Below are 25566 nucleotides of genomic sequence, written 5' to 3'. Positions count from 1 at the left end.
ACGGTCGGAATCGGCGGGCCAATACAGTGGACCCATGCAGTCTTGGCCTGACCCCGCCCTGCCGGTGATCCCGGGTACCGGGCCGGCACTTCGTCTTCATGACACCTCCGATGCACAAGTCCGCCCGGTCAGCCCCGGCGCCACCGCGACCATGTACGTGTGCGGGATCACCCCGTATGACGCGACCCACCTGGGCCACGCCGCCACCTACGTGACCTTCGACGTGGTGAACCGGGTGTTGCGCGATCTGGGCCACGACGTGCACTATGTGCAGAACGTCACCGACGTCGACGACCCGCTGTTCGAGCGAGCCGACCGGGACGGTGTCGATTGGCGTGACCTCGGGGCGCGGGAGACCCAGTTGTTCCGTGAGGACATGTCCGCCCTTCGGGTCTTGCCGCCGCGTGACTACATCGGGGCCGTGGAATCCGTCGATGAGGTGATCGAGGTGGTTGACAAACTGCTCGCCTCCGGCGCGGCGTATGTCGTCGACGACGCCGAGTACCCCGACGTGTACTTCCGGGTCGATGCCACCGAGCAGTTCGGATACGAGTCCGGATATGACCGCGCCACGATGGACCGCTTTTTCGCCGAGCGTGGTGGAGATCCCGACCGAGCCGGAAAGCGCGATCCGCTCGACGCGTTGCTGTGGCGCGCGGCGCGTCCCGGTGAACCGTCGTGGGATTCGCCGCATGGCCCGGGGCGACCAGGCTGGCACATCGAGTGCTCGGCCATCGCGTTGAACCGGCTCGGTGTCGAGTTCGACATTCAGGGCGGTGGCAACGATCTGATTTTCCCGCATCATGAGTTCTCGGCCGCGCACGGTGAGGCCCTGACCGATTCCCGGCGGTTTGCCCGGCACTACGTCCACACCGGGATGGTCGGCCTCGACGGCGAGAAGATGTCGAAGAGTCGCGGCAATCTGGTGTTCGTCTCGCACCTACGCCGTGACGGGGTGGATCCGGCCGCGGTGCGGCTGGCGTTGTTGTCGGAGCACTATCGTGGCGATCGGATGTGGACCGACGGCGTTCTGGATGCGGCCCGCGAGCGCCTGCGTCGCTGGCGGGCGGCGGTGACCGCTCCGAACGGTCCCGATGCCGCGTCGACCATCGCCCGCGTGCGTCAGCATCTGGCCGACGACCTTGACACCCCGAAAGCGCTGGCCGCGATCGATGCCTGGTGCAGCGATGTCGACCTCGGTCTCGGCAGCTCGGCCCAGGCGCCGGCGGACATGGCGCGGGCCGTCGACGCACTCCTCGGCGTCGACCTCACGTAGGCGACCGGCCGCGCATTGTGCCGCTGATTCGGGTCGAAAGGCGACTCGGATTCACGGCACTTTCTCCCCGCCTGGGCAAACACCCCCGGCGAATTGCCCGGCATTGCCTTGTAAGGTTCTCCCGTGGCACGCACGCAGGAGATCGCACCCGAGACCACCGCGGGCGTTTGGACGGTGGTGACCCGTACCTCGACCTATCTGCTGGATTTCGAGGAGATGACCCTTCTCCGAGCCCCCGGCGTCGGCGGCACTGACAGCGAGGAATGGGCCGTCAGCCGACTGCGGCGAGACTCCGAGGACATCCCGCTGCTGGGTGTGAAATCGTGCCGGATCGGCGAGTCCGCCCAATTCTGGGTGCGCGCCGCCGACGATCCGGACGTGCGGACCTGGCGGATCACCACTCCGGTGGTGTCCATCGAGCGCATCGGCTGAACGGGATTCTGCCGGATCGTGCTCGGCTCCTTCTGATGGCCGAGGACCCTCTTCCTGCAGGTTGAGGACCCTCTTTCTGCTGGCCGAGGACCCTCTTTCTGCTGGCCGAGGATCCTCTTTCTGCTGGTTGAGGATCCTCTTTCTGCTGGTTGAGGACCCTCTTTCTGCTGGCCGAGGACCCTCTTTCTGCTGGTCGAGTAGCTGCGAGGCGCTAGCCGAGCAGCGTATCGAGACCCCCGCACCGAGCCCCCGCACCGATCACCGGAACGAGCCAGGCCCCGAACCCGGGCCCGGGCCACGGCGCTTGAGGTACCGCTCGAACTCGGCGGCGAGCGCATCGCCGTCGATCTTCGCCATCACCTCATCGGCGTCCATCTCCGCGTCCCCGCGCTCCTCGAGTCCCCGGACGTAGTCGGCGATGTCCTCGTCGTCCTCGGTCATCTCGGTGACCGCCTGTTCCCACTCCTCGGCCTGCTCGGGCAACGTACCCAGCGGTACCTCGATGTCGAGGACCTCCTCGACACGGTTGAGCAAGGCCACAGTCGCCTTGGGGTTGGGTGGCGTCGACACGTAGTGCGGGACGGCGGCCCAGAAGGACACCGCCGGCAGCCCCGCCTGCACGAACAGGTCCTGCAGCACCCCGGTGATCCCGGTGGGACCCTCGTAGCGGCTTTCGGCGAGGTTGAACCGTGCCGCGGATTCACTGCTGTAGGCGGCGCCGGTGACCGGTACCGGACGCGTATGAGGGGTGTCGGCAAGCAGCGCGCCGAGCATCACCGTCGTCTCCACCTCGAGGTCGCGGGCGAGGTCGACGATCTCCGCGCAGAAGCCGCGCCAACGCATGTTCGGTTCGATCCCGCGAACGAGTACGATGTCACGGTCCGCACCCTGGGGGGTGCAATACGAGACGGACGTGGTGGGCCAATCGATCCGGCGGGTCACCCCATCGATCTGCTTGACGATCGGCCGGTTGACCTGGAAGTCGTAGTAGTCGTCGGAATCGATGTCGGCCAACGAGACGGCATCCCAGGTCAGCGCCAGATGCTCGATGGCGCTGCTCGCCGCGTCCCCGGCGTCGTTCCACCCCTCGAACGCGGCCAACAACACAGGCCTGCGCAGCTGGGGAAGGTTCGACCTCTGCTCAGCGTTCACTGAACCAGCCTACGACCGAACCCCGAGAGAGGGCGAACTACGCTGTCATCCATGTCGACCCGCATCACCGACCCGGACAATCGGGCTCGCTCGCCGCGCCCGTCCGATTACGACACGACGTTGCTCACCGCCATGTCGCGTCGCGTGCTGATCGGCGACGGTGCCATGGGCACGATGTTGCAGGCCGCCGATCTCACCCTCGACGACTTCAACGGCCTCGAGGGCTGCAACGAGATTCTCAACGACACCCGCCCCGACGTCCTCGCCGACATCCATCGTGCCTATTTCGAGGCCGGGGCTGACGCCGTCGAGACCAACACCTTCGGCTGCAACCTGTCCAACCTCGGCGACTACGACATCGCCGACCGCATCCGGGAGCTCGCCTACAAGGGCACCGGCATCGCCCGCGGAGTGGCCGACGAGATCGGTCCGTCGGCCGACGGCACTGCACGGTTCGTGCTCGGATCGATCGGACCGGGTACGAAGTTGCCCAGCCTCGGACACACCACTTTCGACGTGATCCGCGATGCCTATTACGAGTGCGTCACCGGCATGCTGGAGGGTGGCGCCGACGCCGTCCTGGTGGAGACCTCGCAGGACCTGCTGCAGGTCAAGGCCGCGGTTGTCGCCGCCCGGCGCGCGATGAGCGACATGGGCCGTCACATCCCGATCATCAGCCACGTGACCGTGGAGACCACCGGGACGATGCTGCTCGGATCGGAGATCGGTGCGGCACTCGCGGCCATCGAGCCGCTCGGCGTGGACATCATCGGTCTCAACTGCGCGACCGGGCCTGCCGAGATGAGTGAGCACCTGCGCTATCTGTCCAAGCACGCCCGCATCCCGGTGTCGGTGATGCCCAACGCAGGTCTGCCGGTGCTGGGCGCCAACGGGGCCGAGTATCCGTTGCAGCCCGATGAGCTGGCCACCGCCCTCGGCGATTTCGTGAGCGATTTCGGGTTGTCCTTCGTCGGCGGATGCTGCGGCACGACCCCCGAACACATCCGACACGTCGCCGAGCGGGTCGCTGAGATGACACCCGCCGAGCGCACGCCCGATCATGTCTCGGAGACGTCGTCGCTCTACAGCGCGGTGCCGTTCGACCAGGACGCCAGCTTCCTGGTGATCGGCGAACGGACGAACACCAACGGGTCCAAGGCTTTCCGTGAGGCGATGATCGCCGAGGACTATCAGAAGTGCCTCGACATCGCGAAGGACCAGACGCGCGACGGCGCGCACATGCTCGACCTGAACGTCGACTACGTCGGTCGCGATGGTTCGGCGGACATGACCGCGCTGGCCGGTCGGTTCGCGACCTCGTCGACGCTGCCGATCATGCTGGACTCGACCGAGCCCGAGGTGATCCAGGCGGGTCTGGAATCACTCGGCGGCCGTTGTGCGGTCAACTCGGTGAACTACGAGGACGGCGACGGTCCCGAGTCGCGTTTCACCCGCATCATGGAGTTGGTGGTGGAGCACGGCGCGGCCGTCGTCGCGCTCACCATCGACGAGGAAGGTCAGGCCCGCACCGCCGACTGGAAGGTGCGCGTCGCCGAGCGGCTCATCGCCGACATCACCAGCAACTGGGGACTCGCCGAAGAGGACATCATCATCGATGCCCTCACCTTCCCGATCTCCACCGGACAGGAAGAAGTCCGCCGCGACGGTATCGAGACCATCGAGGCGATCCGGCGTCTGCACGAGGCCCATCCGGAGGTGCACTTCACCCTGGGCATCTCGAACATCTCGTTCGGCCTGAACCCGGCCGCCCGGCAGGTGTTGAACTCGGTGTTCTTGCACGAGTGCGTGCAGGCCGGCCTCGACACCGCGATCGTGCATGCGTCGAAGATCCTGCCGATGGCGCGGATCCCGGAGGAGCAGCGTGAGGTTGCGCTGGATCTGGTGTACGACCGCAGACGCGACGGTTACGACCCGCTGCAGAAGCTCATGGAGTTGTTCGAGGGTGTGTCGGCGGCATCGGCGCGCGAGTCGCGGGCTGCCGAGCTCGCCAAACTGCCTCTGTTCGAGCGGCTCGAGCGCCGCATCGTCGACGGCGAACGCAATGGTCTCACCGAGGACCTCGACGAGGCGATGACCGAGAAGCCGCCGCTGGTGATCATCAACGAGACATTGCTGTCGGGTATGAAGACCGTCGGCGAGCTGTTCGGTTCCGGTCAGATGCAGCTGCCCTTCGTGTTGCAATCCGCAGAGGTCATGAAAACCGCTGTTGCGCACCTGGAACCGCATATGGAGTCCACAGGCGAGGACGGCAAGGGCCGCATCGTGCTCGCGACCGTCAAGGGCGATGTGCACGACATCGGCAAGAACCTCGTCGACATCATCCTCTCCAACAATGGCTACGAGGTGGTCAACCTCGGCATCAAGCAGCCGATCAACACGATTCTGGAGGCGGCTGCCGACAAGCGCGCCGACGTGATCGGTATGTCCGGGCTGTTGGTGAAGTCGACCGTGGTGATGAAGGAGAACCTGGAGGAGATCAATGGCCGCGGGGTGGCCGACAGCTACCCGGTGCTGCTCGGCGGCGCCGCGCTCACCCGCACCTATGTCGAAAACGATCTCGCCGAGATCTACGAGGGTGATGTCCACTATGCGCGGGACGCTTTCGAGGGTCTGCGTCTGATGGACGAGATTATGGCGACCAAGCGGGGGGAGGGGCCCGACCCCGACAGCCCGGAGGCGCTCGCCGCGCAGAAGAAGGCGCAGGAACGCAAAGCGCGGCATGAGCGTTCCAAGCGGATTGCGGAGAAGCGCAAGGCCGCCGAGACACCGGTCGAGGTCCCGGCACGCTCGGATGTGGCCGCCGACAACGCGATCCCGACACCACCCTTCTGGGGCACCCGGATCGTCAAGGGGGTACCGGTCGCCGAATACCTGCAACTGCTCGACGAACGTGCTCTGTTCTTAGGGCAGTGGGGGTTACGCGGCGTCCGCGGGGGTGAGGGCCCGTCATACGAGGAGCTCGTCGACACCGAGGGACGGCCACGACTGCGGTACTGGATCGACCGGTTGTCGACCGAGAATATCCTGCAGCACGCCGCTGTCGTCTACGGCTACTTCCCGGCGGTCAGCGACGGCGACACGGTTCATGTGCTCACCGAGCCACGCCCCGATGCACCAGTGCGGCACAGCTTCACCTTCCCGCGCCAGCAACGTCCCCGATTCCTGTGCGTGGCCGACTTCATCCGGTCACGGGAGGACTGCGAGAGTGTCGGGCAGGTGGATGTGCTGCCGTTCCAGCTGGTGACGATGGGTCAGCCGATTGCCGACTTCGCGAACAAGCTGTTCGCTGACGACGCCTACCGCGATTACCTCGAGGTGCACGGCATCGGTGTGCAGCTGACCGAAGCGTTCGCCGAGTACTGGCATCAGCGAGTACGTGGTGAACTGACCGTCGAGGGAGCCTCCTTCGCGGGCGAGGACCCGGAGAACGCGCAGGGCTTCTTCGATCTCGAGTACCGCGGTGCGCGTTTCTCGTTCGGCTACGGTGCGTGCCCGGATCTCGAGGATCGGGCCAAGATGATCGACCTGCTCGAACCGGGCCGCATCGGTGTGGAACTGTCCGAGGAACTGCAACTGCATCCCGAACAGTCGACCGACGCCTTCGTGCTGCATCACCCGGAGGCCAAGTACTTCAACACCTGAGGTACGTGACGCCGCGCAGTGCGGTCAACGTGCCGGTATCCGCAACATTCACCGCACTCCGCCGTCATCGAGGTGCCGGCGGGGTGAGGGAAGCTGCGCTCGATCTCGACGGTAGGTGTGCGCGACTCAGTTGTGCATCTACAATAGTTGTATGAATACAACTGAGCGGGGTGTCGGCGGTGCGGAAGCCGAGGCGCCGGAGACCGCACCATCGGCCACCGAGTTGTGGTTCACCATGAACAGTCTGGTGCGCGACCACGCCGCAGAGTCGCGAAGTCGGATTGATGCCCGTATCGACATGCCGTTCAGCAGGTTTCGCGCATTGCGCCGGGTGGCGACACGTGAACTCACGCAATCCGAGCTGGCCCGGCGTCTGGGCATCGACGCACCCGCGACGAGCGTGATCGTCAACGACCTCGTCGATCGCGGTCTGGTGTCCCGAGAACCACGCGCCGACGATCGCCGGTTCAAAGTCGTCGCGATCACCGATGCGGGGCGAGCCGTGGTGGATTCCTTGGTGAGCGACCCGGCGATCGCCCCGGACATGTTCGACGCCCTCGACGAGGCTCAACGTCGCGAACTCGCCGGCCTGCTCGGTCTGCTGCGCGCCCGGGCCGACGCATGAGCGGGGCAACCGTCACCCGCGGCGCATCAGAGGCCGGCGAATTGAGTCGGCGGCGACAGTTGGCGGTCCTCGCCACCTGTTGTCTGAGTCTGTTCATCGTCGGGATCGACACCTCTGGCGTCAACGTCGCGCTTCCGGCCATCGGTGCGGCTCTCGGCGCATCGTCGTCGCAGCTGCAGTGGGTCATCGACTCCTACACGTTGGTACTCGCCAGTCTGCTGATGCTCGGCGGCTCCCTGGGTGACCGGCTCGGTCGCAAACGAGTGTTCCAGGTCGGCCTCGGCGTTTTCGGCATCGGATCCGTGCTGTGCTCGCTGGCCGCGACACCCGAAATGCTCATCGGCGCCCGGATGCTGCAGGCGATCGGGGGCGCGATGATGAACCCTGTCGCGATGTCGATCATCACCAACATCTTCACCGAGCCCCGCGAGCGGGCGCGAGCCATCGGACTGTGGGGTGCGGCCATCGGCGTGAGCATGGCCCTCGGTCCGCTGGTCGGCGGCATTCTCGTCGACGGGATCGGCTGGGAGGCGATCTTCTGGCTCAACGTGCCGGTGTGTGTCGTCGCGATCACCCTGACCGCCGTTCTCGTCCCCGAGTCCAGGGCGCCGCACATCCGGCGCCCCGATCCGGCAGGCCAGATCCTCATCCTGGTGTTTCTGGCTGCGCTGACCTACGGCATCATCGAGGGCCGAACACTCGGGTGGTCGTCGGTGCCGGTGTCGGCTGCGTTCGTGCTGGCGGCGACTGGCCTGGCGGGTCTGATCGTCGTCGAATCGCGACGGCGCGAACCACTGCTGGACCTGCGATTCTTCCGCAGCGTCCCATTCAGCAGTTCTGTCATCGGCGCGATCGTGGCCTTCAGTGCGATGGGTGGCTTCCTGTTCCTGAACACGCTCTATCTCCAGCAGGTCCGCGGCCTGACTCCCCTGCAGGCGGGTTTGATGACCTTGCCCATGGCGGTGGCCAACGCGGTGTTCTCACCGCTGTCGGGGCGGCTGGTGGGCGACCGTGGCGCGCGCCTCCCGATGGTCGGCGCCGGCCTCATGGTGCTGGTGAGCGGCGTGATGTTGACGCGCGCCGGCACCGAGACGAGCATGTGGTACCTCGGTTGCGCCTACCTCGCATTGGGCGTCGGGATGGGGCTGGTCAACGCCCCGATCACCAACGCAGCGGTCTCGGGTATGCCCCGCGCGCAGGCCGGGGTCGCCTCGGCCATCGCCTCGACGAGTCGGCAGGTCGGTATCTCGCTCGGCGTTGCGGTGTTCGGCGCCGTCGCGTTCTCCGGTGTCACCGGATCGGTGGTCGATGATCTGGCCGACGCCGCGCATCCGGCTTGGGTGTTGATGGCGCTCTGTGGTGCGGCGCTGGTGGCCGTCGGGTTCGTGTCGACCACGAGGTGGGCGACTGCCACCGCCGAGCGAACGCGCGAACGCATCCAACGCGACCCGATGTGAGCACGCACCCGCGTCCGACGCCCCGACGGTTCATGATGAGCCGCCCGGATGGACACCAGCACCGATCTCATAGCTCGCTGACATCGGGTTGCCAGGCTGTGGCAGGACAGTGGTCGCATGGCATCCCCAACCCTCGCACCAGCGCCGCCGGCGAGCGCAGAGCACACCGCCGAAGCCGCACGCACGACGCCGCCACGGTGGCTCCGCTGGGCCACCCTCATCACGCTCATCGTGGTGGCGCTGGTCATCCGCATACAGTTCCTCGACATCGAGACCCTTGACTATCGAGCCTTTCTGAGCCGCTGGTACGAGACTCTCGACACGCAGGGCTTCGGCGCATTCCGGGAGAAATTCGCGGACTACAACTACCCCTACCTGTATCTGATCTGGATACTCACGGCGCTCAACATGCCGGCATTGATCGGCATCAAGGTCATCTCGATCGCCTTCGACGTCCTGCTGGCTTTCTTCGCCTACCGCATCGTCGCGCTGCGCACACCACGATTCTCGCTGCGGGCGTTGGCGTTCGGCATCGTGTTACTGCTGCCGTCGGTGATCGCCAACAGCGCGTACTGGGGGCAGGCCGATGCCATCTATTCGGCGTTCGTGCTCGGTGGCGTGTACTTCCTGATGAGGGCGATGAGGGCTACGCCGCAGTCGTCACGAATGAACTCGATCTGGGCATGCGTCATGTTCGGTGTCGCGATCGCGTTCAAGTTGCAGGCGGTCTTCGTCATGCCGGTGCTGCTGTGGTTGCTGATCCGACAGCGCCTGCCGTGGTACAGCCTGCTCGCCATCCCGATCGTCTACGTGCTCCTGGACCTGCCGGCTCTGGTCGCTGGGGCTCCGTGGCACGAGGCTCTCACCGTGTACCTCGATCAGACAGGCTCCTACCAGCAGTTGACTCTGGGCGCGGCCAACCTCTATCAACTGATTCCGGTCTCGGGCGACGTCACCTGGCTGGCCCAACTCGGTATCGCAGTTGCCGCCGCGATCATCGTCGCGTTCCTAGTGTGGTCGGTATGGAAGCGCCCGGCGGTCACCCCCACGTCGATCCTCGCGGTCGCGACGGCGTCCTCGGTGCTGGTGCCATTTCTGTTGCCGGCCATGCACGATCGATACTTCTACACCGCGGAGATCCTCAGCGTGGTACTGGCCTTCTACCTACCGCTGCGGTTCGTGCTCATCCCGATCCTGATCCAGGCTGCGGCGATCGGGGTGTATCACGCATCGCTCACGGGCGACCAGGGACAGCTGATGGGTGGACCGGGCGGCGGGGCCGCGGCGCGACCCGGCGGGCCGGGCGGCGGCGCCGCATTCGATGGCACGGTGGCCGGCGGGCCGGGTCGCGGCGACAGGGGTGCGTCGTCGGGGCCGGGATCGTCGGGCCAGGGACCGTCGCGCGGCGACGATGGCTACAGTTCGGGTCGCGGCGACGCCGCGTTGTCGATCTACGCCTCGATGATGGGTCTGGCCGCGCTCGGGGTGGTGTACGCGGTGTTCGATATCGTTCGGCGCGGTCGCGCTCGGAACGAGCGGGATACCGGGAGTCCCTTTCGAAATCGCCTCTGAACTGCGGTGATCATTCTTGTCGGTGGTCTGTTCTAGATTGGTGTGTGCAGGATGAGTTGATGCGAAACGGGTGGGCGCGAACTCGCTGAATCCGGTCTCGGGGTCGGGTTGGTCATGGCGGGTGGCATATCGGAAGTGATCCTGCATCAGTTGGTTGTGATCAGATCCGTGAGGGGTCTTTCGTGTCGTCCGTGTTGTCCTCGCCGTCGCCGTGGCCGCAGTTGCCGCGTGACTATCTCGGTGGTGTGGATGCGGCCTACCCGGACGAGGACCCGACCAACGACTTGCTGTTGGGGATGGCCGAGCTTGACCGCGGTCGCGCCTATCTCGCGTACGCCGAATATCGTTCGGTGGCCGTGCTCTACGACCGGCTGGTCGCTGCGCGTGAAGACACCGACGGTTTCGTCGTCGACGGCTTCGCGGACGCCGCTGCACGTATCGCCAAACTCCGCGGCACCTCGCGGGGTGCTGCCGAGACGCTGTTGAATGATGCGGTGGCGCTACGTGACCGGCTGCCGGAGGTGTCGGAATGTTTGCGTGACGGCGTGATCGGGCCGTGGCACGCCCAGAAGGCGGTCAGCCGTACCGACCTGCTGGCCGAATCATCAGCCGCCCCGGCGGTGGATGCCGACATCGCCCGAACACTACGCACCAAACGCGGGACGTGGAGCAAAGCCAGGTTCCGCGACATGCTAGACCGCATCGTGTTTCGTCATGACCCCGACGCGGTGCGGGAACGTCGGCAGCAGGCCCTTGATGACCGCCGGATGTGGACCCACCCGCGCGAGGACGGCACCGCCGAGATCACCGGGGTGATGTCGGCGGAGAACGTGCGGATCGCCGCCGCCGCGGTGGCCGCATTGGCCGACAGTGTGTGTGAACACGATCCGCGCACCAAGCCGCAACGACAATCCGATGCCATGTTCTGCCTGCTGTCGGGCACCGCGTTCGAATGCGACTGCGGTAGTGACGACTGCACCGCGGTCATCCCGGAGCCCGGGGTGGTGCCGCCGGTGGACTGCAAGGCCGTCCTCCACGTCGTCGCCGACGAGGCCACCGTGAAAGGGATGGCGAACCATGCCGGTTTCATGGACGGCCACGGAGTGATCTCGGGCGAGCATGTGCGCGACATCGCCGCGCGTGCCGACACCAAGGTCTCCTATCTGGTGCCGCCGAACACGCAACCGGAACCCGATGGCACGTTCACGTTGCCGGCGCATCTGCCGTCGGATCCGTATCGCCGTCGGCGGCGTTGGATACCTTCATCCGGCTGCGCGATGGCTATTGCACCGAACCGGGATGTCTGACCTCGGCGTGGCGTGGGGATCTCGACTATGTCGATGAGTACGACCACGCGTGTCCGCACAGAGGTGGGCAGACCACTGAGGTGGGGTTGAACGCGAAATGTCGTCCCGGACACTTGTTGAAGACCTTCGGCGATTGGGTCGATGATCAGTGGCGCGACGGTGACGGGCGGGTGGTCACCGAATACATCACCCCCGAAGGCCTGGTGTTGCCCGGCGAAGCCGAAACCCAGGAAGATCTGTTCCCCGGACTGCGCAGGATCCGGTTCACCGCACCCGCCCAGGCCCCACCCCCGCGCACCGGCAGCACGATCGAACGCAGCACCCGCGTCAACACACGGGTGACGAACAAACACGCCCGCAGACGCGCCGAACGCGCCCGCAACCGCAAACGCGTCACCGACGCCGGCCCACCACCGTTCTAACGCCGATCTCCGGTAGCGGCTTGCCGCGCGTCGTCGATCTCATCGGGTCGGCCATTTATCATGGGCCCATGACGGCGGATGTCGGCACCATGTTGCGCCAGTGGCGATCACAGCGATCGATGAGTCAACTCGACCTCGCCTACGAGGTGGGTGTGTCACCCAAACACCTGAGTTTCGTCGAGACAGGCAAGTCGATACCCAGCCCGAACCTCATCGAGGCATTGTCGGTGCGTCTGGACATTCCGTTGCGCGAGCGCAATGCGCTCCTCGTCGCCGCTGGTCACGCGCCGAGATATTCTGAACAATCGCTCGATGCCGCGTCGATGGATCGGGTACGGACATCGGTGCAGCGGGTTCTCGACGCGCACAATCCGTTTCCTGGGCTGGCACTTGACCGTGCTTGGAATGTTGTGCTGGCCAACGAATCTGCGCGGTCGCTGGCCGCGATGTTGCCGCCCCATCTCACCGGTCCGCCGTTCAACCTCTTCCGGGCGTCGCTGCACCCAGACGGGTTCGCGAAGATCACCGTCGACTTCGACATCTGGGCCTCGTACCTGCTGACGACGCTGCGCCGGCTCGTCAGCATCACCGGCGATCCGCGTCTGGTCGACCTTGAGCGTGAGGTGACCGGTTACCCGACCGTGGACGACCTGGAACGGCGTAGCCCACGCACCGCGGAGCGGGATCCGGGCCTGCTGGTGCCATTCGCGATCCGGTCTGGTGAGAACGTGTTGTCTTTCTTCACGACGCTGACCACGTTCGGTTCACCCCGAGACATCACGCTCGAGGAGATGACGATCGAGCTGTTCTATCCCGCCGATGACACCACCGAGCGCGCCTTCGCGCGCTGATGGACCTACATTCTCGGATCTCAACCGCCTGCCGACGTGCGCGGGGCGTACCGCAGAAGAGCCGCAATCCCGTCCTTCGGCGCAAGGCGTTCATCCAGACTGACCAGGTCCGAATGGGTGCACACCGCGACCATCGGCAGTGCTTCATCCGCTCGTACCACGTCGTTCGGAGGGGCACCCAGCTCGGACAGGTTCTCGGGTGAGGGCGCCACCATCATCAGGTCCTCTCCGACGACCACCGTGGCATCGTCGATGTCGCCGATCAGCAGAGTCTGAACCTCGCCGGCGCGTAGCGCACCGCACACGGCTGTCAGGCCCTCGACTGCCAGACCCGAGGACCGCCCCTGTTCGGCGCGAAAGCGATCGGTGACTTCGGCGAGGACTCGGTTGTGCCGTCGCAACCACTCTGCGTCGACGGCGCCGGAGATCTCGCTGTCGGCAACGCTACCGCGCGCTCCGAGGCCGAGATTGACCACGACGTCCTCGATGCGTTGCGGCAATTGCGCGGTCAGATCGCTGACCGACCGCGATTCACCGACCACGAAGAGCACGTCCGGTCGTTCTCGATCGACAAGGGAGGTGAGCCGGTCGACGACGTCACGGATATTCTGGCGTGCCTGCTCTTCGGCGCGTGGCTGCGGGTCACCGTATCCTGGGGTTTCTGCGCCGGTTGCCTTGTGCACCGGATGGCCCTCGCCGGCGACGGTTTCGGAGTAGGCGACATCATCGCCGTGGACAATCTGGATGTCGGCGCCGCGGTGATCAACCACAGCGATCATATGAGAGCCGACGTCGCGGGCATGGGTCACCAGCGGAACCAGAAAGGGCAATGTCGAGTACCGCGCGACAGATGCGGTAGGCGGACGGATGAGCTGCTGGTCCAGGACTACCCGCTCCGCGGTGGCCACCAACCCGCGACCACTGACGCCAACCGGACGCTCGCCGTCCAACAGGGCGGTCTGAATGTGGTCCAATGCAGCTGTCGGGGCGCCGTCTGATTCCAGCTGCTCGCGAAGGCTGCGCCACCGCAATTCCATACTGTGCGTGGCATTCTCGGTATTGTGCGAGCCATCCACATAGACAGAGACGAACGGCCCCGAATCGGTCGGCAGCTCCCGGAACAGGTCGGTGTGCATGCGTATCTCCTTCGATCGCGTTGTCCTGGTTGCCGGGTTGCCACATGTCTGTTCGCCAAAACATGAGCGAGCCGATGCCCCGGGCGCCGGCATGCGGTTTCGGGTGGGGTTGTGCGGGTACCCCAACTGCATGACCGAAGATCCCTCTGCAACGCCGATGGAGCCGGCCCGTGATCGCGGAACGGAAGTCGATCAGAGTCGGCAACGGCGCGACGTCGAGAAGCGTTGGGACGACCCGAGCGCGCTCCGTCGGGCCGCGCTGTACGTGGTCGGTGTCGTCGGGGTGGCCGCGATGGGCGTCGTGGCATTCATGAGCACGGGACGAGACAACCTGGTGTGGGCGGTCGTTGGGCCGGCGGTGCTCGGGCTCGGCGGACTCGCCGCGCTCGTCATCGCCTATCGCGTGTACCGCGGCGGCGGCACCTGGCCTATCTGGCACGGTGCCGCATGGTTCCTGCTGGCATTGATGCTGCTCGCTCTCGGGTTCCCGATGCTCGCGATCGAATAGAACGTGCCTACGGCTGTCGCGAATGAAGGCTTACGCAATGCGATGATGCTGACGTGACCGACCGACCGACGACCTCAGCATCGACCCCTGCCGCGGGTGGCTCAACCTTCTCTGCTTCGTCCCTGTCCGGCCCGGCCGCCGTGCTCTGGGACATGGACGGGACGCTCCTCGACTCCGAACCGCTGTGGGACGTGGCCATGGCCGACCTCGCGCTACGGCACGGGATCACGATGAGCCCGGCGCTACGCGAGTCCACCCTGGGCAACGCACTTCCCGATGCGCTGAGCAAAGTGTACGCCGCAGCGAGAATCCCCGCCGCCGAACAGGACCGTGCCGGCGATGAACGGTGGTTGCTCGACCACGTCGCCGCGATGTTCGACAAGGGGCTGCCGTGGCGTCCGGGCGCCGACGCCGCCCTCGAGCTGGTCCGATCGGCGGGCCTGCCCATGGTGTTGGTCACCAACACGGTGCGGGAGCTGACCGATGTGGCACTCGAGACACTCGACGCCACGCGCTTCGTCGCGACCGTGTGTGGCGACGAAGTGGCCCTCGGCAAGCCCCATCCCGACCCGTACCTACGCGCGGCGTCACTCGTGGGCCTGCGGCCCGACCAGTGTCTGGCCGTCGAGGATTCGCCCGCGGGAACCGCGGCGGCGACCGCAGCGGGCTGCCCGACCCTGGTGATCCCGTCGGCGGCCCCGGTGCCTCAGGGCAGTCTGCGCAGCTTTCGGCGCTCGCTGGTCGGCCTGACGATCGCCGACGTCGTCGATGCATGGACCGGGCAACACCCCGGCCATCTTCCAGCCGGGCGTGACATGCAAAGATGAGGGACCGTGAAGACTTTCGAGGAGCTGTTCGCCGAGCTGAGCGACAAGGCACAGACTCGTCCCCCCGGTAGCGGGACGGTCGCCGCCCTCGACTCCGGAGTTCACACACTGGGCAAGAAGATCATCGAGGAGGCCGGCGAGGTCTGGCTCGCCGCCGAACACGAATCCGACGAGTCGCTCGCCGAGGAGATTTCTCAGCTCGTCTACTGGCTGCAGGTGATGATGATCAAGCGGGGTCTGACGCCGGCCGACGTGTACCGACATCTGTGACCGGGCGCCCCGGACACCGACATCGTCAGACACAGATCGACACCTCGACCACAGACCCCCACCTAATCCAGAAGGAACTCGACATGCTGCGTGTGGCCGTGCCCAACAAGGGGGCACTCTCCGAATCTGCGGCCGCCGTCCTCGCCGAGGCCGGCTACCGGAAACGTACTGACGCCAAGGACCTCACAGTCCTCGACAACAACAACGACGTCGAGTTCTTCTTCCTGCGCCCGAAAGACATCGCCATCTACGTCGGCGCCGGCACGCTCGATCTGGGCATCACCGGCCGCGACCTGGCGCGGGACTCGGGGGCGTCGGTCGACGAACAACTGTCGATGGGCTTCGGTTCATCGACCTTCCGTTACGCAGCCCCCGCGGCGGAGAGCTGGTCGGTCGAGTCGTTGGCGGGCAAGCGCATCGCCACGTCGTACCCAAATCTCGTGGCAGTTGATCTCGCCGGTCGCGGGGTCGAGGCCACCATCATCCGCCTCGACGGCGCCGTCGAGATCTCCATCCAGCTCGGTGTCGCGGATGCGATCGCCGACGTTGTGGGTTCCGGGCGGACGCTGCGTGCGCACGGGCTGGCCGCCTTCGGCGAGTCGCTGTGCGACTCGGAGGCCGTGCTGATCTCGCAGGCCGGGATCACGCAGACCAAGGCCGCGCGGCAGTTCGTCGCCCGCGTTCAGGGCGTGGTGTTCGGCCAGCAGTACGTGATGATCGACTACGACTGCCCGCGGACACTGCTCGCCGAGGCATCGAAACTGACGCCTGGCCTGGAATCACCGACCGTCGCGCCGATGGCGGACCCCGATTGGGTCGCGGTACGGGCCATGGTGCCGCGTAAGATCCACCAGAGCCTGATGGACGAACTGTCCGAACTCGGGGCCAAGGCGATCCTCGCCACCGACATCCGGTCCTGCCGGTTCTGACGGTCCGGCACCGCGCCTCAGGCCATCCGATTCAGCAGGACGGTCTGCGCCGATCGGCCGATGAAGCCGTGGCGGTCGTGGAGGTCACCGAACGTCGCGCCGAAGCCGTCGGGCCCCTGCACCATGTCGGCGTCGATGCCGACCCACGGGCCCGACGGGATGCGGGTGAGGTGGACGGTGGTGTCGGTGTTCATCCACGTCCACTGATCGGTGCGTAGCCGGGTGCCCAGACCGTTGGCGATGTCGATGACGGTGAACATCGACTCGAGGTCGGAGATCTCCTCGCCACCCACCAGAGCGATCGCCGGCCGGACCCACACCGCCGGGGTGTCGCCGGTGCGGCCCGGTGCCGTCGCCGACTCGATCGAGCCAATGAAACCAATTGTGCCCCAGTCCACTCCGAGATCAGAGTTCTCGGTGACGCCATGCACCGGGGTCAGGTCGTCGGGGGTCGGCGTCAACGCCTCGGGGGCTTCGGCGATGTCGGCGGTGTCTGCGGTGCGCAGCCGCCAGCCCACCGATCGAGCCGCGAGGCGAAACGAGCCATCAGCCTGCTGCACCTCGAGATCGGTGCCGACCAGGCTGATCTGGCGGCCGGGCCGGATCACCTCCGCGCGGATCCGATTCACACCCAGTCCGATCGGCCCGAGGATCTCGGTGGTGACGCGGGTGAACTGCTGGCCCGGCTGGGCATCGCAGCGCAGCAGGGAGCGCATCATCAGACCCGACGGTGGCCCGCCGTGTTGCATCGTCGACGCCCACACGCTCTGGGTGGCCTCGGTGGGTTGGAAGTATTCGTGGCCGGTGTTGCCGGCAGAGGCCGGCGGATCGATCGGCACGTAGTAGCAGGACTCCACGACAATCACAGTATGCCTACCGTCATAACCGACGCGGTCGGGGGTCGGGCTGCGTGACCTCAGCTGGTCATCCGGTGAAGCCCGGCGGCGGCCCCGGATACGGGGGGATCTCCCCGCCGAACTCCGGACAGCGGTGCTGGTGCTCGCACATGCGACACTGCCGGGAGCGGTGCGGGCGGAAGTCGCCGGTGGCGACCGCGGCGCGGATTGCCGTCCAGATGGCCTTGAGCGTGCGGGCGAAACGTTCCAATTCTTCGCGGTCGGGTGTGTAGCTGAGCTGTTGACCATCGGACAGGTACATCAGCTGCAACCGCGCCGGGACCACGCCGCGGATACGCAGCACGGCCAGCGCGTAGAACTTCATCTGAAACAGCGCCTTGGCCTCATAGGCCTCGCCAGGGGATCGGCCGGTCTTGTAGTCGACCACCCGTATCTCGCCGGTCGGCGCGACATCGATCCGATCGATGAAACCCCGCATCGCCACGTCGTCGGCGGTGATCTCGACGTGCTCCTCGCAGGCGTCCGCCTCGAAGGCGGTCGGATTCTCCATCGTGTAATAGGTCGCGATCAACTTCTGCGCATCGGCGACGAATCGGTCGGTGCCGCTTTCACCGATGATCTCCGCCAGCAGGGGATCGGCCTCACACAACGCCGCCCAGGCGCCTTCGACCAGCAGATCCGCCGACTCTTGGGTGCGCAGCTCAGCCGGCATGTCGAAGAGGTTCTCGAGCGCGGCGTGCACCACCGTGCCGCGGGTCTGAGCTGGGGTGGGGGTCTCCGGGAACCGGTCGATGGCGCGATATCGGTACAACAGCGGACACTGTTTGAAGTCGGCAGCGCGTGATGGGGACAACGCCAACGGTCGGCGCACCACGCTCGACCCGGGTGTTGCGGTGTCGTCGCCGGTCTGCTGAGGCGACCCAGCGTCCATCGTCATACTCACATTTGGCAGGGTAGGTCGCGACAGTGACAGGTTCGCGAAACGACACCCGTGCGACCAGCCGGAAGGACTCCAGCCCGATGCCGACGACCGGCCCCTTCGCCGTGGGTGACCGCGTGCAATTGACCGACGCCAAAGGTCGCAAGTTCACCGTTCACCTGGAGGAGGGCAAGCTCTTCCACACCCATCGGGGAGCCATCGCCCACGACGATCTGATCGGAGCGCCCGAGGGCAGCATCGTCGCAGCCACCAGCGGCACGCAGTATCTGGCGCTGCGGCCGCTGCTGGTGGACTACGTGCTGTCGATGCCGCGAGGGGCGCAGGTCATCTATCCGAAGGACGCCGCTCAGATCGTCACCGAAGGCGACATCTTCCCGGGCGCCCGCGTCCTCGAAGCAGGCGCCGGCTCCGGTGCGCTGACGTGCTCGCTGCTGAGAGCGGTCGGAGATCGGGGCACGGTCACGTCCTACGAGATACGCGCAGACCACGCCGAACACGCGATCCGCAATGTCGAGACCTTCTTCGGTGGCCGGCCCGGCAACTGGGAGATCGTGATCGACGACCTGGCCACGTTGGACGCCGATGCAGTGGCCCCCGACCAGCGATTCGACCGCGTGATCCTCGACATGCTGGCGCCCTGGGAACCCCTGGACGTGGTGCGTCGGGCGATAAAACCAGGCGGGGTCGTGGTGATTTATGTGGCGACTGTCACACAGTTGTCCCGCGTGATGGAAGCACTGCGTGACCAGGAGTGTTGGACCGAGCCGCGAGCCTGGGAATCGATGGTCCGGGACTGGAGCGCAGTGGGTCTCGCCGTGCGGCCGGAACACAAAATGCAGGGCCACACGGCATTTCTGATCACCACGCGCCGCCTCGCCGACGGCGTCACGACCCTGCGTCCACAACGTCGTCCCACGCGCGGATGACGACATCTCGCCGCTGATCCGACCCTGCCGGAAGACTCGGCGAAACGTCGCGAATACGTTGCGAAGACGTAGATTTAACACGTCGTCAACACCGAGTGTTGCGCGGTGCAGGGCGATTTCCGGTTCACACCGGTAGCGTGGGGTTACGGCGCAAACACTCCATGAAGACACCATGAGAGAAGTGTTTGCCGGGGAGAGGAGTCAGCAATGACCGAATCTGACCGCCAGGGCGCCAGCGGCGCCGACCACCTCGGGTTCTCGGGTGCGCGAGACCACGGACCCGAACAGGACGGCACCGGCCAGATGCCCGAGGATAACTTCGTCCCTGCCTACACGGCCCCTCTGGCCCGTCCGGAATCGCTGCGCGGCGGCGCACGCCCCGGCACCGGCCGCCCTGCTGATGTGACCGAACTCCAGGAGCGGGTCGATAACCTGACCACCCGGAATGCGAAACTGCTCGACACGCTCAAGGAGGCGCGCCAGCAGTTGGTCGCGCTGCGCGAAGAGGTAGACCGGCTCGGCCAGCCGCCGAGCGGGTACGGCGTACTCCTCGAGATCTATCCCGACAGTACCGTCGACGTGTTCACCTCCGGCCGCAAGATGCGCCTGACGTGTTCACCGAACATCGAGGTCGAGACCCTGCACAAGGGTCAGACTCTTCGTCTCAACGAGGCCTTGACGATCGTCGAGGCCTGCGAGTTCGACTCCGTCGGCGAGATCAGCACGCTGCGCGAGGTCCTCGGCGACGGCCGCCGCGCGCTCGTGGTCGGACATGCCGACGAAGAACGAGTGGTATGGCTGGCCGAACCCCTCCTCGGCGAGGTCGACGGCGAGGACGGCAAGAAACGCACGTTGCGACCCGGTGATTCTCTGCTCATCGACACCAAGGCCGGGTTCGCCTTCGAACGGGTACCCAAGGCTGAGGTCGAGGACCTCGTGCTCGAAGAGGTGCCCGACGTCGGCTACGAGGACATCGGCGGCCTTGGCCGTCAAATCGAGCAGATCCGCGACGCCGTGGAGCTCCCGTTCCTGCACAAGGACCTGTTCCGCGACTACGCGCTGCGTCCTCCCAAGGGTGTCCTGCTCTACGGTCCGCCCGGATGCGGCAAGACGCTCATCGCCAAGGCGGTGGCCAACTCGCTGGCAAAAAAGATCGCACAGGTGCGCGGCGACGACGCCAAGGAGGCAAAGTCCTACTTCCTCAACATCAAGGGCCCCGAGCTGCTCAACAAGTTCGTCGGTGAGACCGAGCGACACATCCGCCTGATCTTCCAGCGTGCGCGGGAGAAGGCGTCTGAGGGCACCCCGGTGATCGTGTTCTTCGACGAGATGGACTCGATTTTCCGTACCCGCGGTTCGGGTGTGTCGTCCGACGTGGAGACAACCGTCGTCCCGCAGCTGCTCAGCGAGATCGACGGCGTCGAGGGACTCGAGAACGTCATCGTGATCGGTGCGTCCAACCGTGAGGACATGATCGACCCGGCCATCCTGCGTCCGGGCCGTCTCGACGTGAAGATCAAGATCGAACGTCCCGACGCGGAATCGGCGATGGACATCTTCTCGAAGTACCTCACCGAGCAATTGCCGGTGCACGCTGACGACCTCAACGAGTTCGGCGGCGACCGGACGGCATGCGTCAACGCGATGATCGAGAAGGTCGTCGAGCGGATGTACGCCGAAAGCGACGACAATCGGTTCTTGGAGGTCACCTACGCCAACGGCGACAAGGAGATCATGTACTTCAAGGACTTCAACTCCGGTGCGATGATCCAGAATGTCGTCGACCGGTCCAAGAAGTACGCGATCAAGTCGCAGCTCGACACCGGTGCGCCGGGTCTACGGGTGCAGCACCTGTTCGATTCGATCCTCGACGAGTTCGCCGAGAACGAGGATCTGCCGAACACCACCAACCCCGACGATTGGGCACGGATCTCGGGCAAGAAGGGGGAGCGGATCGTCTACATCCGTACCTTGGTCACCGGCAAGAGCGCGGGTGCCAGCCGCGCCATCGACACCGAGACCAACACCGGGCAATACCTGTAGGTCACGGGCTCCTCAGAAATCGGGGCGGTCGCACCACTGGTGTGACCGCCCCGACCTCTGAGGTCCGTAGGCGGGTCAAGCAGGCTCGGGCAGCGAGCCGGAGCCGCTCCCCGGACCCACGTCCTCGGCCGTGCCCACCGGATAGCGCACCAACCCAAGTTCGGCATCGTCGGAAAGCTGCGGGTGGCGCGGGAGAACCCGTGCGGTATAGCCGTGGCGACCAGAACGCGTGGGCACCACGGTGGCCCGGAACAGCGTCCGGCCGGAGGGATCGGTCTCCGATGTCGGTGACATCTCCACCACCTCGGGGTCGATGATCTCGCCGTTGCCGTCGACCCGTCCGACCAGTGCCTGCACACACACCCGCTGCGGACTCAACTCGCCCAGCGCGACGTGTGCGGTGAAGGTGAGGTTGACCCGTTGCGGGCCGTCGGCGTCGAGCGAGTCCCCCGCACCGGATTCGTCGATGCCGGCGATCTGCACCGCAGGCCACGAGCGCTCGAGTTGGTGGCGATATTCGGCGAGATCGCGGGCCGGTGCGAAGTCATCGGCGCAGATGGATGCGAGTTGGTCGGCGGCCGGCACATAGAGTGCGGCGGTGTAGTCCCGGACCATCCGTCCGGCCTGCACCTGCGGGCCCAGCCGGGTGAGCGTGTGACGCACCATCTGGACCCATCGTTCGGGCACCCCACTCGCCGAGCGGTTGTAGAACAGCGGGATGACCGTCTCCTCGAGCAGTGTGTAGAGGGCCTCGGCCTCCAGGTCGTCGCGACGGTGATCGTCGGCAACACCCTCGGCCGACGGAATCGCCCAGCCGTTCTCCCCGTCGGCCATCTCATCCCACCAGCCGTCGAGGATCGACAGGTTCAACCCGCCGTTCATCGCCGATTTCATGCCGGATGTTCCGCACGCCTCCATCGGACGCACCGGATTGTTGAGCCACACGTCGCAACCGGCGTAGATGTCGCGGGCCATCGAAATGTCGTAGTCCGGCAGGAAAACGATGTGCGTGCGCAATTCGGGATCCTCGGTGAACCGCACGACCTGCTGGATCAGTGCCTTGCCGCCGTCGTCGGCCGGGTGTGCCTTTCCCGCGATGACGAGCTGGACCGGACGCTGCGGATCGGTCAGGATGCGGCGCATACGCTCGGGATCACGCAACATCAGCGTCAGGCGTTTGTAGGTGGCCGCGCGCCGAGCGAAACCGATCGTGAGTGCGTCGGTGTCGAAGAGTTCGGCCGTCCACCCGAGTTCGGCCTCGGTGAATCCGCGGCCTCGGGCGCTGTCGTGGGCGCGGCGTCGGACCTCCTCGACCAGACGCGTGCGCAACTCCGATCGCACCTGCCAGATGTTCTCGGGCGACATCGCCGCGATGGCCGCGGCCTGCCCGGCCTCGTCGTCGACCGCCAGATCGAGCCATGTCCGCGCCGTCCAGGTCGGTCCGTGCACACCGTTGGTGACCGAGCCGATCGGCACCTCGTCCGCGTCGAATCCCGGCCACAGGTCGGCGAACATCTCGCGACTGACCGCACCGTGCAACCGAGACACACCATTGCTGCGTTGGCCGAGTCGAAAACCCATGTGCGCCATGTTGAACACACCGGGGTCGGCCTCGTCGCCCAGATCGAGGACGGTGGCGACCGGCAGGCCGGGCAGCAGCCGCGACATCCCCGCGTCGTCGGCATCGAGGTAGTAGCGCACCATGTCGCGTGGGAAGCGGTCGATTCCGGCGGGCACCGGGGTGTGGGTGGTGAAGACGTTCGACGCCCGCACCACCGCCTCGGCGGTGTCGAAGTCCAGCGCTTCGGTCCCGGGGCGGCCGACCATTTCGCGGATGCGCTCCACACCCAAAAAGCCCGCATGGCCCTCGTTCATGTGGAACACGGCCGGCTCGGCCCGACCGGTGACGCGGACATACTCCCGCACGGCCCGAACACCACCGATGCCGAGCAGGATCTCCTGCTTGATCCGATGGTCCTGATCGCCACCGTAGAGGCGGTCGGTGATGCCGCGCAGTTCCTCGTCGTTGTCCGGTAGGTCGGAGTCGAGCAACAGCAGCGGGATCCGGCCCACGGTGGCGACCCAGATCCGGGCGGACAACTGCCGGCCACCCGGCATTGAGATCGTCACTATCACGGTCTCACCGGCATCGGTGAGCAGCTCCAATGGCAGTGAGGTCGGATCGTTGACCGGATACCGTTCGACCTGCCAGCCGTCATGGGACAGACTCTGGTGGAAGTACCCGGAGCGATAGAACAGACCGACCCCGGTCAGCGGTAAACCCAGGTCCGAGGCTGCTTTGAGGTGATCGCCGGCGAGGATGCCGAGGCCGCCGGAGTAGATCGGTAGTACCTCGGAGATGCCGAACTCCATCGAGAAGTAGGCGATCCCGGTCGCGGCCAGGTGCGCCGAGCCCAGTTCGTCGGTGGTGTCGCCGAACCATCGCGACCCGGCCAGATAGCTCTCGAGATCGTTGCGGACGGCGGTCAGGCGTTCCCGGAAGGCGGGGTCGGCGGCGAGCGCGGCGAATCGCTCCGGCTCGACATCTGCGAGTAGTCGCAGCGGGTCGCCGGTGGCGTCCCACAATGCTGGGTCGATGGTGGCGAACAGATCCTGGGTGGGTGCATGCCACACCCAGCGCAGATTGTGCGCCAGCACGGTGAGGTGGGTGAGTTCGGTGGGCAGCGGCACCCGAACGGTGAACCGGCGGAAGGCTTTCACCCCAGTAGACGCTACCCAGAGCAGGACGACGCTGCGACCGCTCACAGATGAACATCTAGGCTCGTAGCATGCAGCGAATCATCGGCACCGAGGTCGAGTACGGGATCTCCGCGCCCGGGGACCCGACCGCGAACCCGATCATGACGTCCACCCAGGCCGTGCTGGCCTATGCCGCGGCCGCGGGCGTGCCCCGCGCCAAGCGCACCCGATGGGATTACGAGGTGGAGTCGCCGCTGCGTGATGCCCGCGGGTTCGACCTCGGTCGCGGCAGCGGACCGGCGCCGATCATCGACGCCGACGAGATCGGCGCGGCGAACATGATCCTCACCAACGGCGCACGGCTCTACGTCGACCACGCTCACCCGGAGTACTCGGCACCAGAGGTGACCGATCCGATGGATGCGGTGATCTGGGACAAGGCCGGTGAGCGGGTCATGGAGGCGGCCGCACGCCATGTGGCGAGTGTGCCGGGTGCGCCACGCCTACAGCTCTACAAGAACAACATCGACGGCAAGGGCGCATCCTACGGGACCCACGAGAATTATCTGATGAACCGGGAGACGCCGTTTACCGCCGTCATCGCCGGACTGACGACATTCTTCGCCTCCCGGCAGATCATCTGCGGAGCCGGCCGCGTCGGCATCGGACAATCCGGCGATGAGGCGGGCTATCAGTTGTCGCAACGGTCGGACTACATCGAGGTCGAGGTCGGCCTGGAGACCACCCTCAAGCGCGGGATCATCAACACCCGCGACGAACCGCACGCCGATCCCGAACGCTACCGTCGGCTGCACGTCATCATCGGTGATGCGAACCTCGCAGAGACCGCGACCTACCTGAAGGTGGGAACCACCGCACTCGTCCTCGACCTCATCGAGGCCGGCGTCGACTTCTCCGACATCGAACTCGCGCGGCCGGTACAGGCGGTGCACACCATCTCCCACGACCCGAGCCTCGCCGCGACCGTCGCACTCACCGACGGCCGAGAGCTCACCGCGCTTGCCCTGCAGCGCGAGTACCTCGAGCGTTGTATGAAGTTCCACGAGTCCGAGCACAGCGACGACACCCGGGCCGCCCACGTGTTGGAGACCTGGGCCGACGTCCTCGATCGGCTCGAGCGCGACCCGATGGAATGTGCCGACATCCTGGACTGGCCCGCCAAGCTGCGGTTGCTGGAGGGCTTCCGGCAGCGTGAAGGCCTCGGGTGGTCCGCGCCACGTCTGCACCTGATCGACCTGCAGTACTCCGACGTGCGGCTCGACAAGGGCCTCTACAACCGGCTCGTCGCGCGCGGATCGATGAAGCGGTTGGTGGACGAGAGCGATGTCACCCGCGCCATCAGCGAACCACCGCAGAACACCCGTGCCTATTTTCGCGGCGAGTGTCTGCGCCGCTTCGGTGCCGACGTCGCCGCGGCGAGCTGGGATTCGGTCATCTTCGATCTGGGCGGCGACTCGCTGGTGCGTATTCCCACCCTCGAACCGTTGCGCGGCAGCCGGGCACACGTCGGCAGGTTGCTCGACTCGGTGGACTCGGCGGCCGAACTCGTCGATCAGTTGACCACCACCTGACCGGGCCCAGCGACTGCCCGCAGCGCGGCCGGTCGCTTCCACCCGCGGCGGCTCGCACACCGGTAGTGTGTGAAATACGCG

General features: G+C 66.0%; 19 protein-coding genes and 1 pseudogene. 15 read left to right on the top strand and 5 right to left on the bottom strand.

From position 1 onward, the window contains the following. Positions 1 to 34: 34 nt before the first annotated feature. Positions 35 to 1276 carry a cysteine--1-D-myo-inosityl 2-amino-2-deoxy-alpha-D-glucopyranoside ligase gene (gene mshC, locus L1892_RS17155; protein WP_235724844.1) on the top strand — a complete coding sequence of 414 codons (1242 nt, stop codon included), beginning with the start codon at positions 35 to 37 and terminating at the stop codon, positions 1274 to 1276. A 123-nt stretch (positions 1277 to 1399) separates the two neighbouring features. Then, positions 1400 to 1708, top strand: coding sequence for a hypothetical protein (locus tag L1892_RS17150; RefSeq protein ID WP_235724842.1), 309 nt, complete (start codon positions 1400 to 1402; stop codon positions 1706 to 1708). Positions 1709 to 1966: 258 nt separating this feature from the next. Here L1892_RS17150 and L1892_RS17145 read toward each other — a convergent pair whose 3' ends face one another. Next, a complete protein-coding gene (locus L1892_RS17145; protein WP_235724840.1) occupies positions 1967 to 2860 on the bottom strand; it encodes a PAC2 family protein in 894 nt (297 codons plus the stop codon). Between the two features lie 51 nt (positions 2861 to 2911). Here L1892_RS17145 and metH point away from each other — a divergent pair, with 51 nt between their 5' ends. The 6 genes and pseudogenes from metH (at position 2912) to L1892_RS17115 (ending at position 12757) form a co-directional block, all read left to right on the top strand. Next, positions 2912 to 6523 (top strand): methionine synthase, encoded by a 3612-nt coding sequence (gene metH / locus L1892_RS17140; RefSeq protein ID WP_235724839.1) that lies wholly within the window; start codon positions 2912 to 2914, stop codon positions 6521 to 6523. Between the two features lie 151 nt (positions 6524 to 6674). After that, a complete protein-coding gene (locus L1892_RS17135) occupies positions 6675 to 7148 on the top strand; it encodes a MarR family winged helix-turn-helix transcriptional regulator (RefSeq protein WP_235724837.1) in 474 nt (157 codons plus the stop codon). Further along, the gene (locus tag L1892_RS17130; protein ID WP_235724836.1) at positions 7145 to 8605 is read left to right on the top strand and encodes an MFS transporter; all 1461 of its coding nucleotides are present in this window, start codon (positions 7145 to 7147) and stop codon (positions 8603 to 8605) included. Before L1892_RS17135 ends, L1892_RS17130 begins: the two co-directional genes overlap by 4 nt. A gap of 117 nt (positions 8606 to 8722) precedes the next feature. Continuing rightward, on the top strand, positions 8723 to 10177 hold the full coding sequence (locus tag L1892_RS17125; protein WP_235724834.1) for a putative hexosyltransferase: 1455 nt from the start codon (positions 8723 to 8725) through the stop codon (positions 10175 to 10177). A 182-nt stretch (positions 10178 to 10359) separates the two neighbouring features. Further along, positions 10360 to 11906, top strand: a pseudogene (locus L1892_RS24910) (DUF222 domain-containing protein). A gap of 68 nt (positions 11907 to 11974) precedes the next feature. Then, positions 11975 to 12757 carry an MmyB family transcriptional regulator gene (locus tag L1892_RS17115; protein WP_235724833.1) on the top strand — a complete coding sequence of 261 codons (783 nt, stop codon included), beginning with the start codon at positions 11975 to 11977 and terminating at the stop codon, positions 12755 to 12757. 20 nt (positions 12758 to 12777) lie between these two features. Here the strand turns inward: L1892_RS17115 and L1892_RS17110 are convergent, their stop codons facing one another. Next, positions 12778 to 13893 (bottom strand): Rv2629 family ribosome hibernation factor, encoded by a 1116-nt coding sequence (locus L1892_RS17110; RefSeq protein ID WP_235724832.1) that lies wholly within the window; start codon positions 13891 to 13893, stop codon positions 12778 to 12780. 130 nt (positions 13894 to 14023) lie between these two features. On the opposite strand from L1892_RS17110, the gene L1892_RS17105 reads away from it, so the two are divergent. From L1892_RS17105 to hisG, 4 genes are all read left to right on the top strand, one after another. After that, a complete protein-coding gene (locus L1892_RS17105; RefSeq protein WP_235724830.1) occupies positions 14024 to 14401 on the top strand; it encodes a hypothetical protein in 378 nt (125 codons plus the stop codon). Between the two features lie 122 nt (positions 14402 to 14523). Further along, positions 14524 to 15228, top strand: coding sequence for an HAD family hydrolase (locus tag L1892_RS17100; protein ID WP_268900419.1), 705 nt, complete (start codon positions 14524 to 14526; stop codon positions 15226 to 15228). Positions 15229 to 15234: 6 nt separating this feature from the next. Then, positions 15235 to 15498 carry a phosphoribosyl-ATP diphosphatase gene (locus tag L1892_RS17095; protein ID WP_235724829.1) on the top strand — a complete coding sequence of 88 codons (264 nt, stop codon included), beginning with the start codon at positions 15235 to 15237 and terminating at the stop codon, positions 15496 to 15498. An 83-nt stretch (positions 15499 to 15581) separates the two neighbouring features. Beyond that, the gene (hisG, locus tag L1892_RS17090; RefSeq protein ID WP_235724827.1) at positions 15582 to 16427 is read left to right on the top strand and encodes an ATP phosphoribosyltransferase; all 846 of its coding nucleotides are present in this window, start codon (positions 15582 to 15584) and stop codon (positions 16425 to 16427) included. A 17-nt stretch (positions 16428 to 16444) separates the two neighbouring features. Here the strand turns inward: hisG and L1892_RS17085 are convergent, their stop codons facing one another. Beyond that, positions 16445 to 17284 carry a thioesterase family protein gene (locus L1892_RS17085; RefSeq protein WP_235724826.1) on the bottom strand — a complete coding sequence of 280 codons (840 nt, stop codon included), beginning with the start codon at positions 17282 to 17284 and terminating at the stop codon, positions 16445 to 16447. A 67-nt stretch (positions 17285 to 17351) separates the two neighbouring features. Next, a complete protein-coding gene (locus L1892_RS17080; RefSeq protein ID WP_235724884.1) occupies positions 17352 to 18215 on the bottom strand; it encodes a RecB family exonuclease in 864 nt (287 codons plus the stop codon). 89 nt (positions 18216 to 18304) lie between these two features. Here L1892_RS17080 and L1892_RS17075 point away from each other — a divergent pair, with 89 nt between their 5' ends. After that, positions 18305 to 19150 (top strand): tRNA (adenine-N1)-methyltransferase, encoded by an 846-nt coding sequence (locus L1892_RS17075; protein WP_235724825.1) that lies wholly within the window; start codon positions 18305 to 18307, stop codon positions 19148 to 19150. Positions 19151 to 19453: 303 nt separating this feature from the next. Further along, positions 19454 to 21193 (top strand): proteasome ATPase, encoded by a 1740-nt coding sequence (gene arc, locus L1892_RS17070; RefSeq protein WP_372475167.1) that lies wholly within the window; start codon positions 19454 to 19456, stop codon positions 21191 to 21193. Positions 21194 to 21268: 75 nt separating this feature from the next. On the opposite strand, the gene glgP is transcribed toward arc, so the two are convergent. Continuing rightward, positions 21269 to 23914, bottom strand: a complete 2646-nt coding sequence (gene glgP / locus L1892_RS17065; protein WP_235724822.1) for an alpha-glucan family phosphorylase — start codon at positions 23912 to 23914, stop codon at positions 21269 to 21271. Between the two features lie 68 nt (positions 23915 to 23982). Here glgP and dop point away from each other — a divergent pair, with 68 nt between their 5' ends. Continuing rightward, positions 23983 to 25485, top strand: a complete 1503-nt coding sequence (gene dop / locus L1892_RS17060; protein WP_235724820.1) for a depupylase/deamidase Dop — start codon at positions 23983 to 23985, stop codon at positions 25483 to 25485. Positions 25486 to 25566 lie beyond the last annotated feature (81 nt).

Source organism: Gordonia tangerina (assembly GCF_021556435.1).
GTDB lineage: Bacteria > Actinomycetota > Actinomycetes > Mycobacteriales > Mycobacteriaceae > Gordonia > Gordonia tangerina.
Note: the sequence above shows the minus strand (reverse complement) of the source record. Positions and strands in the feature narration are given on the sequence as shown.

Excerpts from the sequence above, each read along its gene's own strand:
- L1892_RS17105 (WP_235724830.1), top strand. The coding sequence starts at position 14,024 with ATGACCGAAGATCCCTCTGCAACGCCGATGGAGCCGGCCCGTGATCGC.
- hisG (WP_235724827.1), top strand. The coding sequence starts at position 15,582 with ATGCTGCGTGTGGCCGTGCCCAACAAGGGGGCACTCTCCGAATCTGCG.
- L1892_RS17075 (WP_235724825.1), top strand. The coding sequence starts at position 18,305 with ATGCCGACGACCGGCCCCTTCGCCGTGGGTGACCGCGTGCAATTGACC.
- L1892_RS17130 (WP_235724836.1), top strand. The coding sequence starts at position 7,145 with ATGAGCGGGGCAACCGTCACCCGCGGCGCATCAGAGGCCGGCGAATTG.
- L1892_RS17115 (WP_235724833.1), top strand. The coding sequence starts at position 11,975 with ATGACGGCGGATGTCGGCACCATGTTGCGCCAGTGGCGATCACAGCGA.
- L1892_RS17125 (WP_235724834.1), top strand. The coding sequence starts at position 8,723 with ATGGCATCCCCAACCCTCGCACCAGCGCCGCCGGCGAGCGCAGAGCAC.
- L1892_RS17080 (WP_235724884.1), bottom strand. The coding sequence starts at position 18,215 with ATGGACGCTGGGTCGCCTCAGCAGACCGGCGACGACACCGCAACACCC.
- L1892_RS17110 (WP_235724832.1), bottom strand. The coding sequence starts at position 13,893 with ATGCACACCGACCTGTTCCGGGAGCTGCCGACCGATTCGGGGCCGTTC.
- dop (WP_235724820.1), top strand. The coding sequence starts at position 23,983 with ATGCAGCGAATCATCGGCACCGAGGTCGAGTACGGGATCTCCGCGCCC.
- L1892_RS17135 (WP_235724837.1), top strand. The coding sequence starts at position 6,675 with ATGAATACAACTGAGCGGGGTGTCGGCGGTGCGGAAGCCGAGGCGCCG.
- metH (WP_235724839.1), top strand. The coding sequence starts at position 2,912 with ATGTCGACCCGCATCACCGACCCGGACAATCGGGCTCGCTCGCCGCGC.
- mshC (WP_235724844.1), top strand. The coding sequence starts at position 35 with ATGCAGTCTTGGCCTGACCCCGCCCTGCCGGTGATCCCGGGTACCGGG.
- arc (WP_372475167.1), top strand. The coding sequence starts at position 19,454 with ATGCCCGAGGATAACTTCGTCCCTGCCTACACGGCCCCTCTGGCCCGT.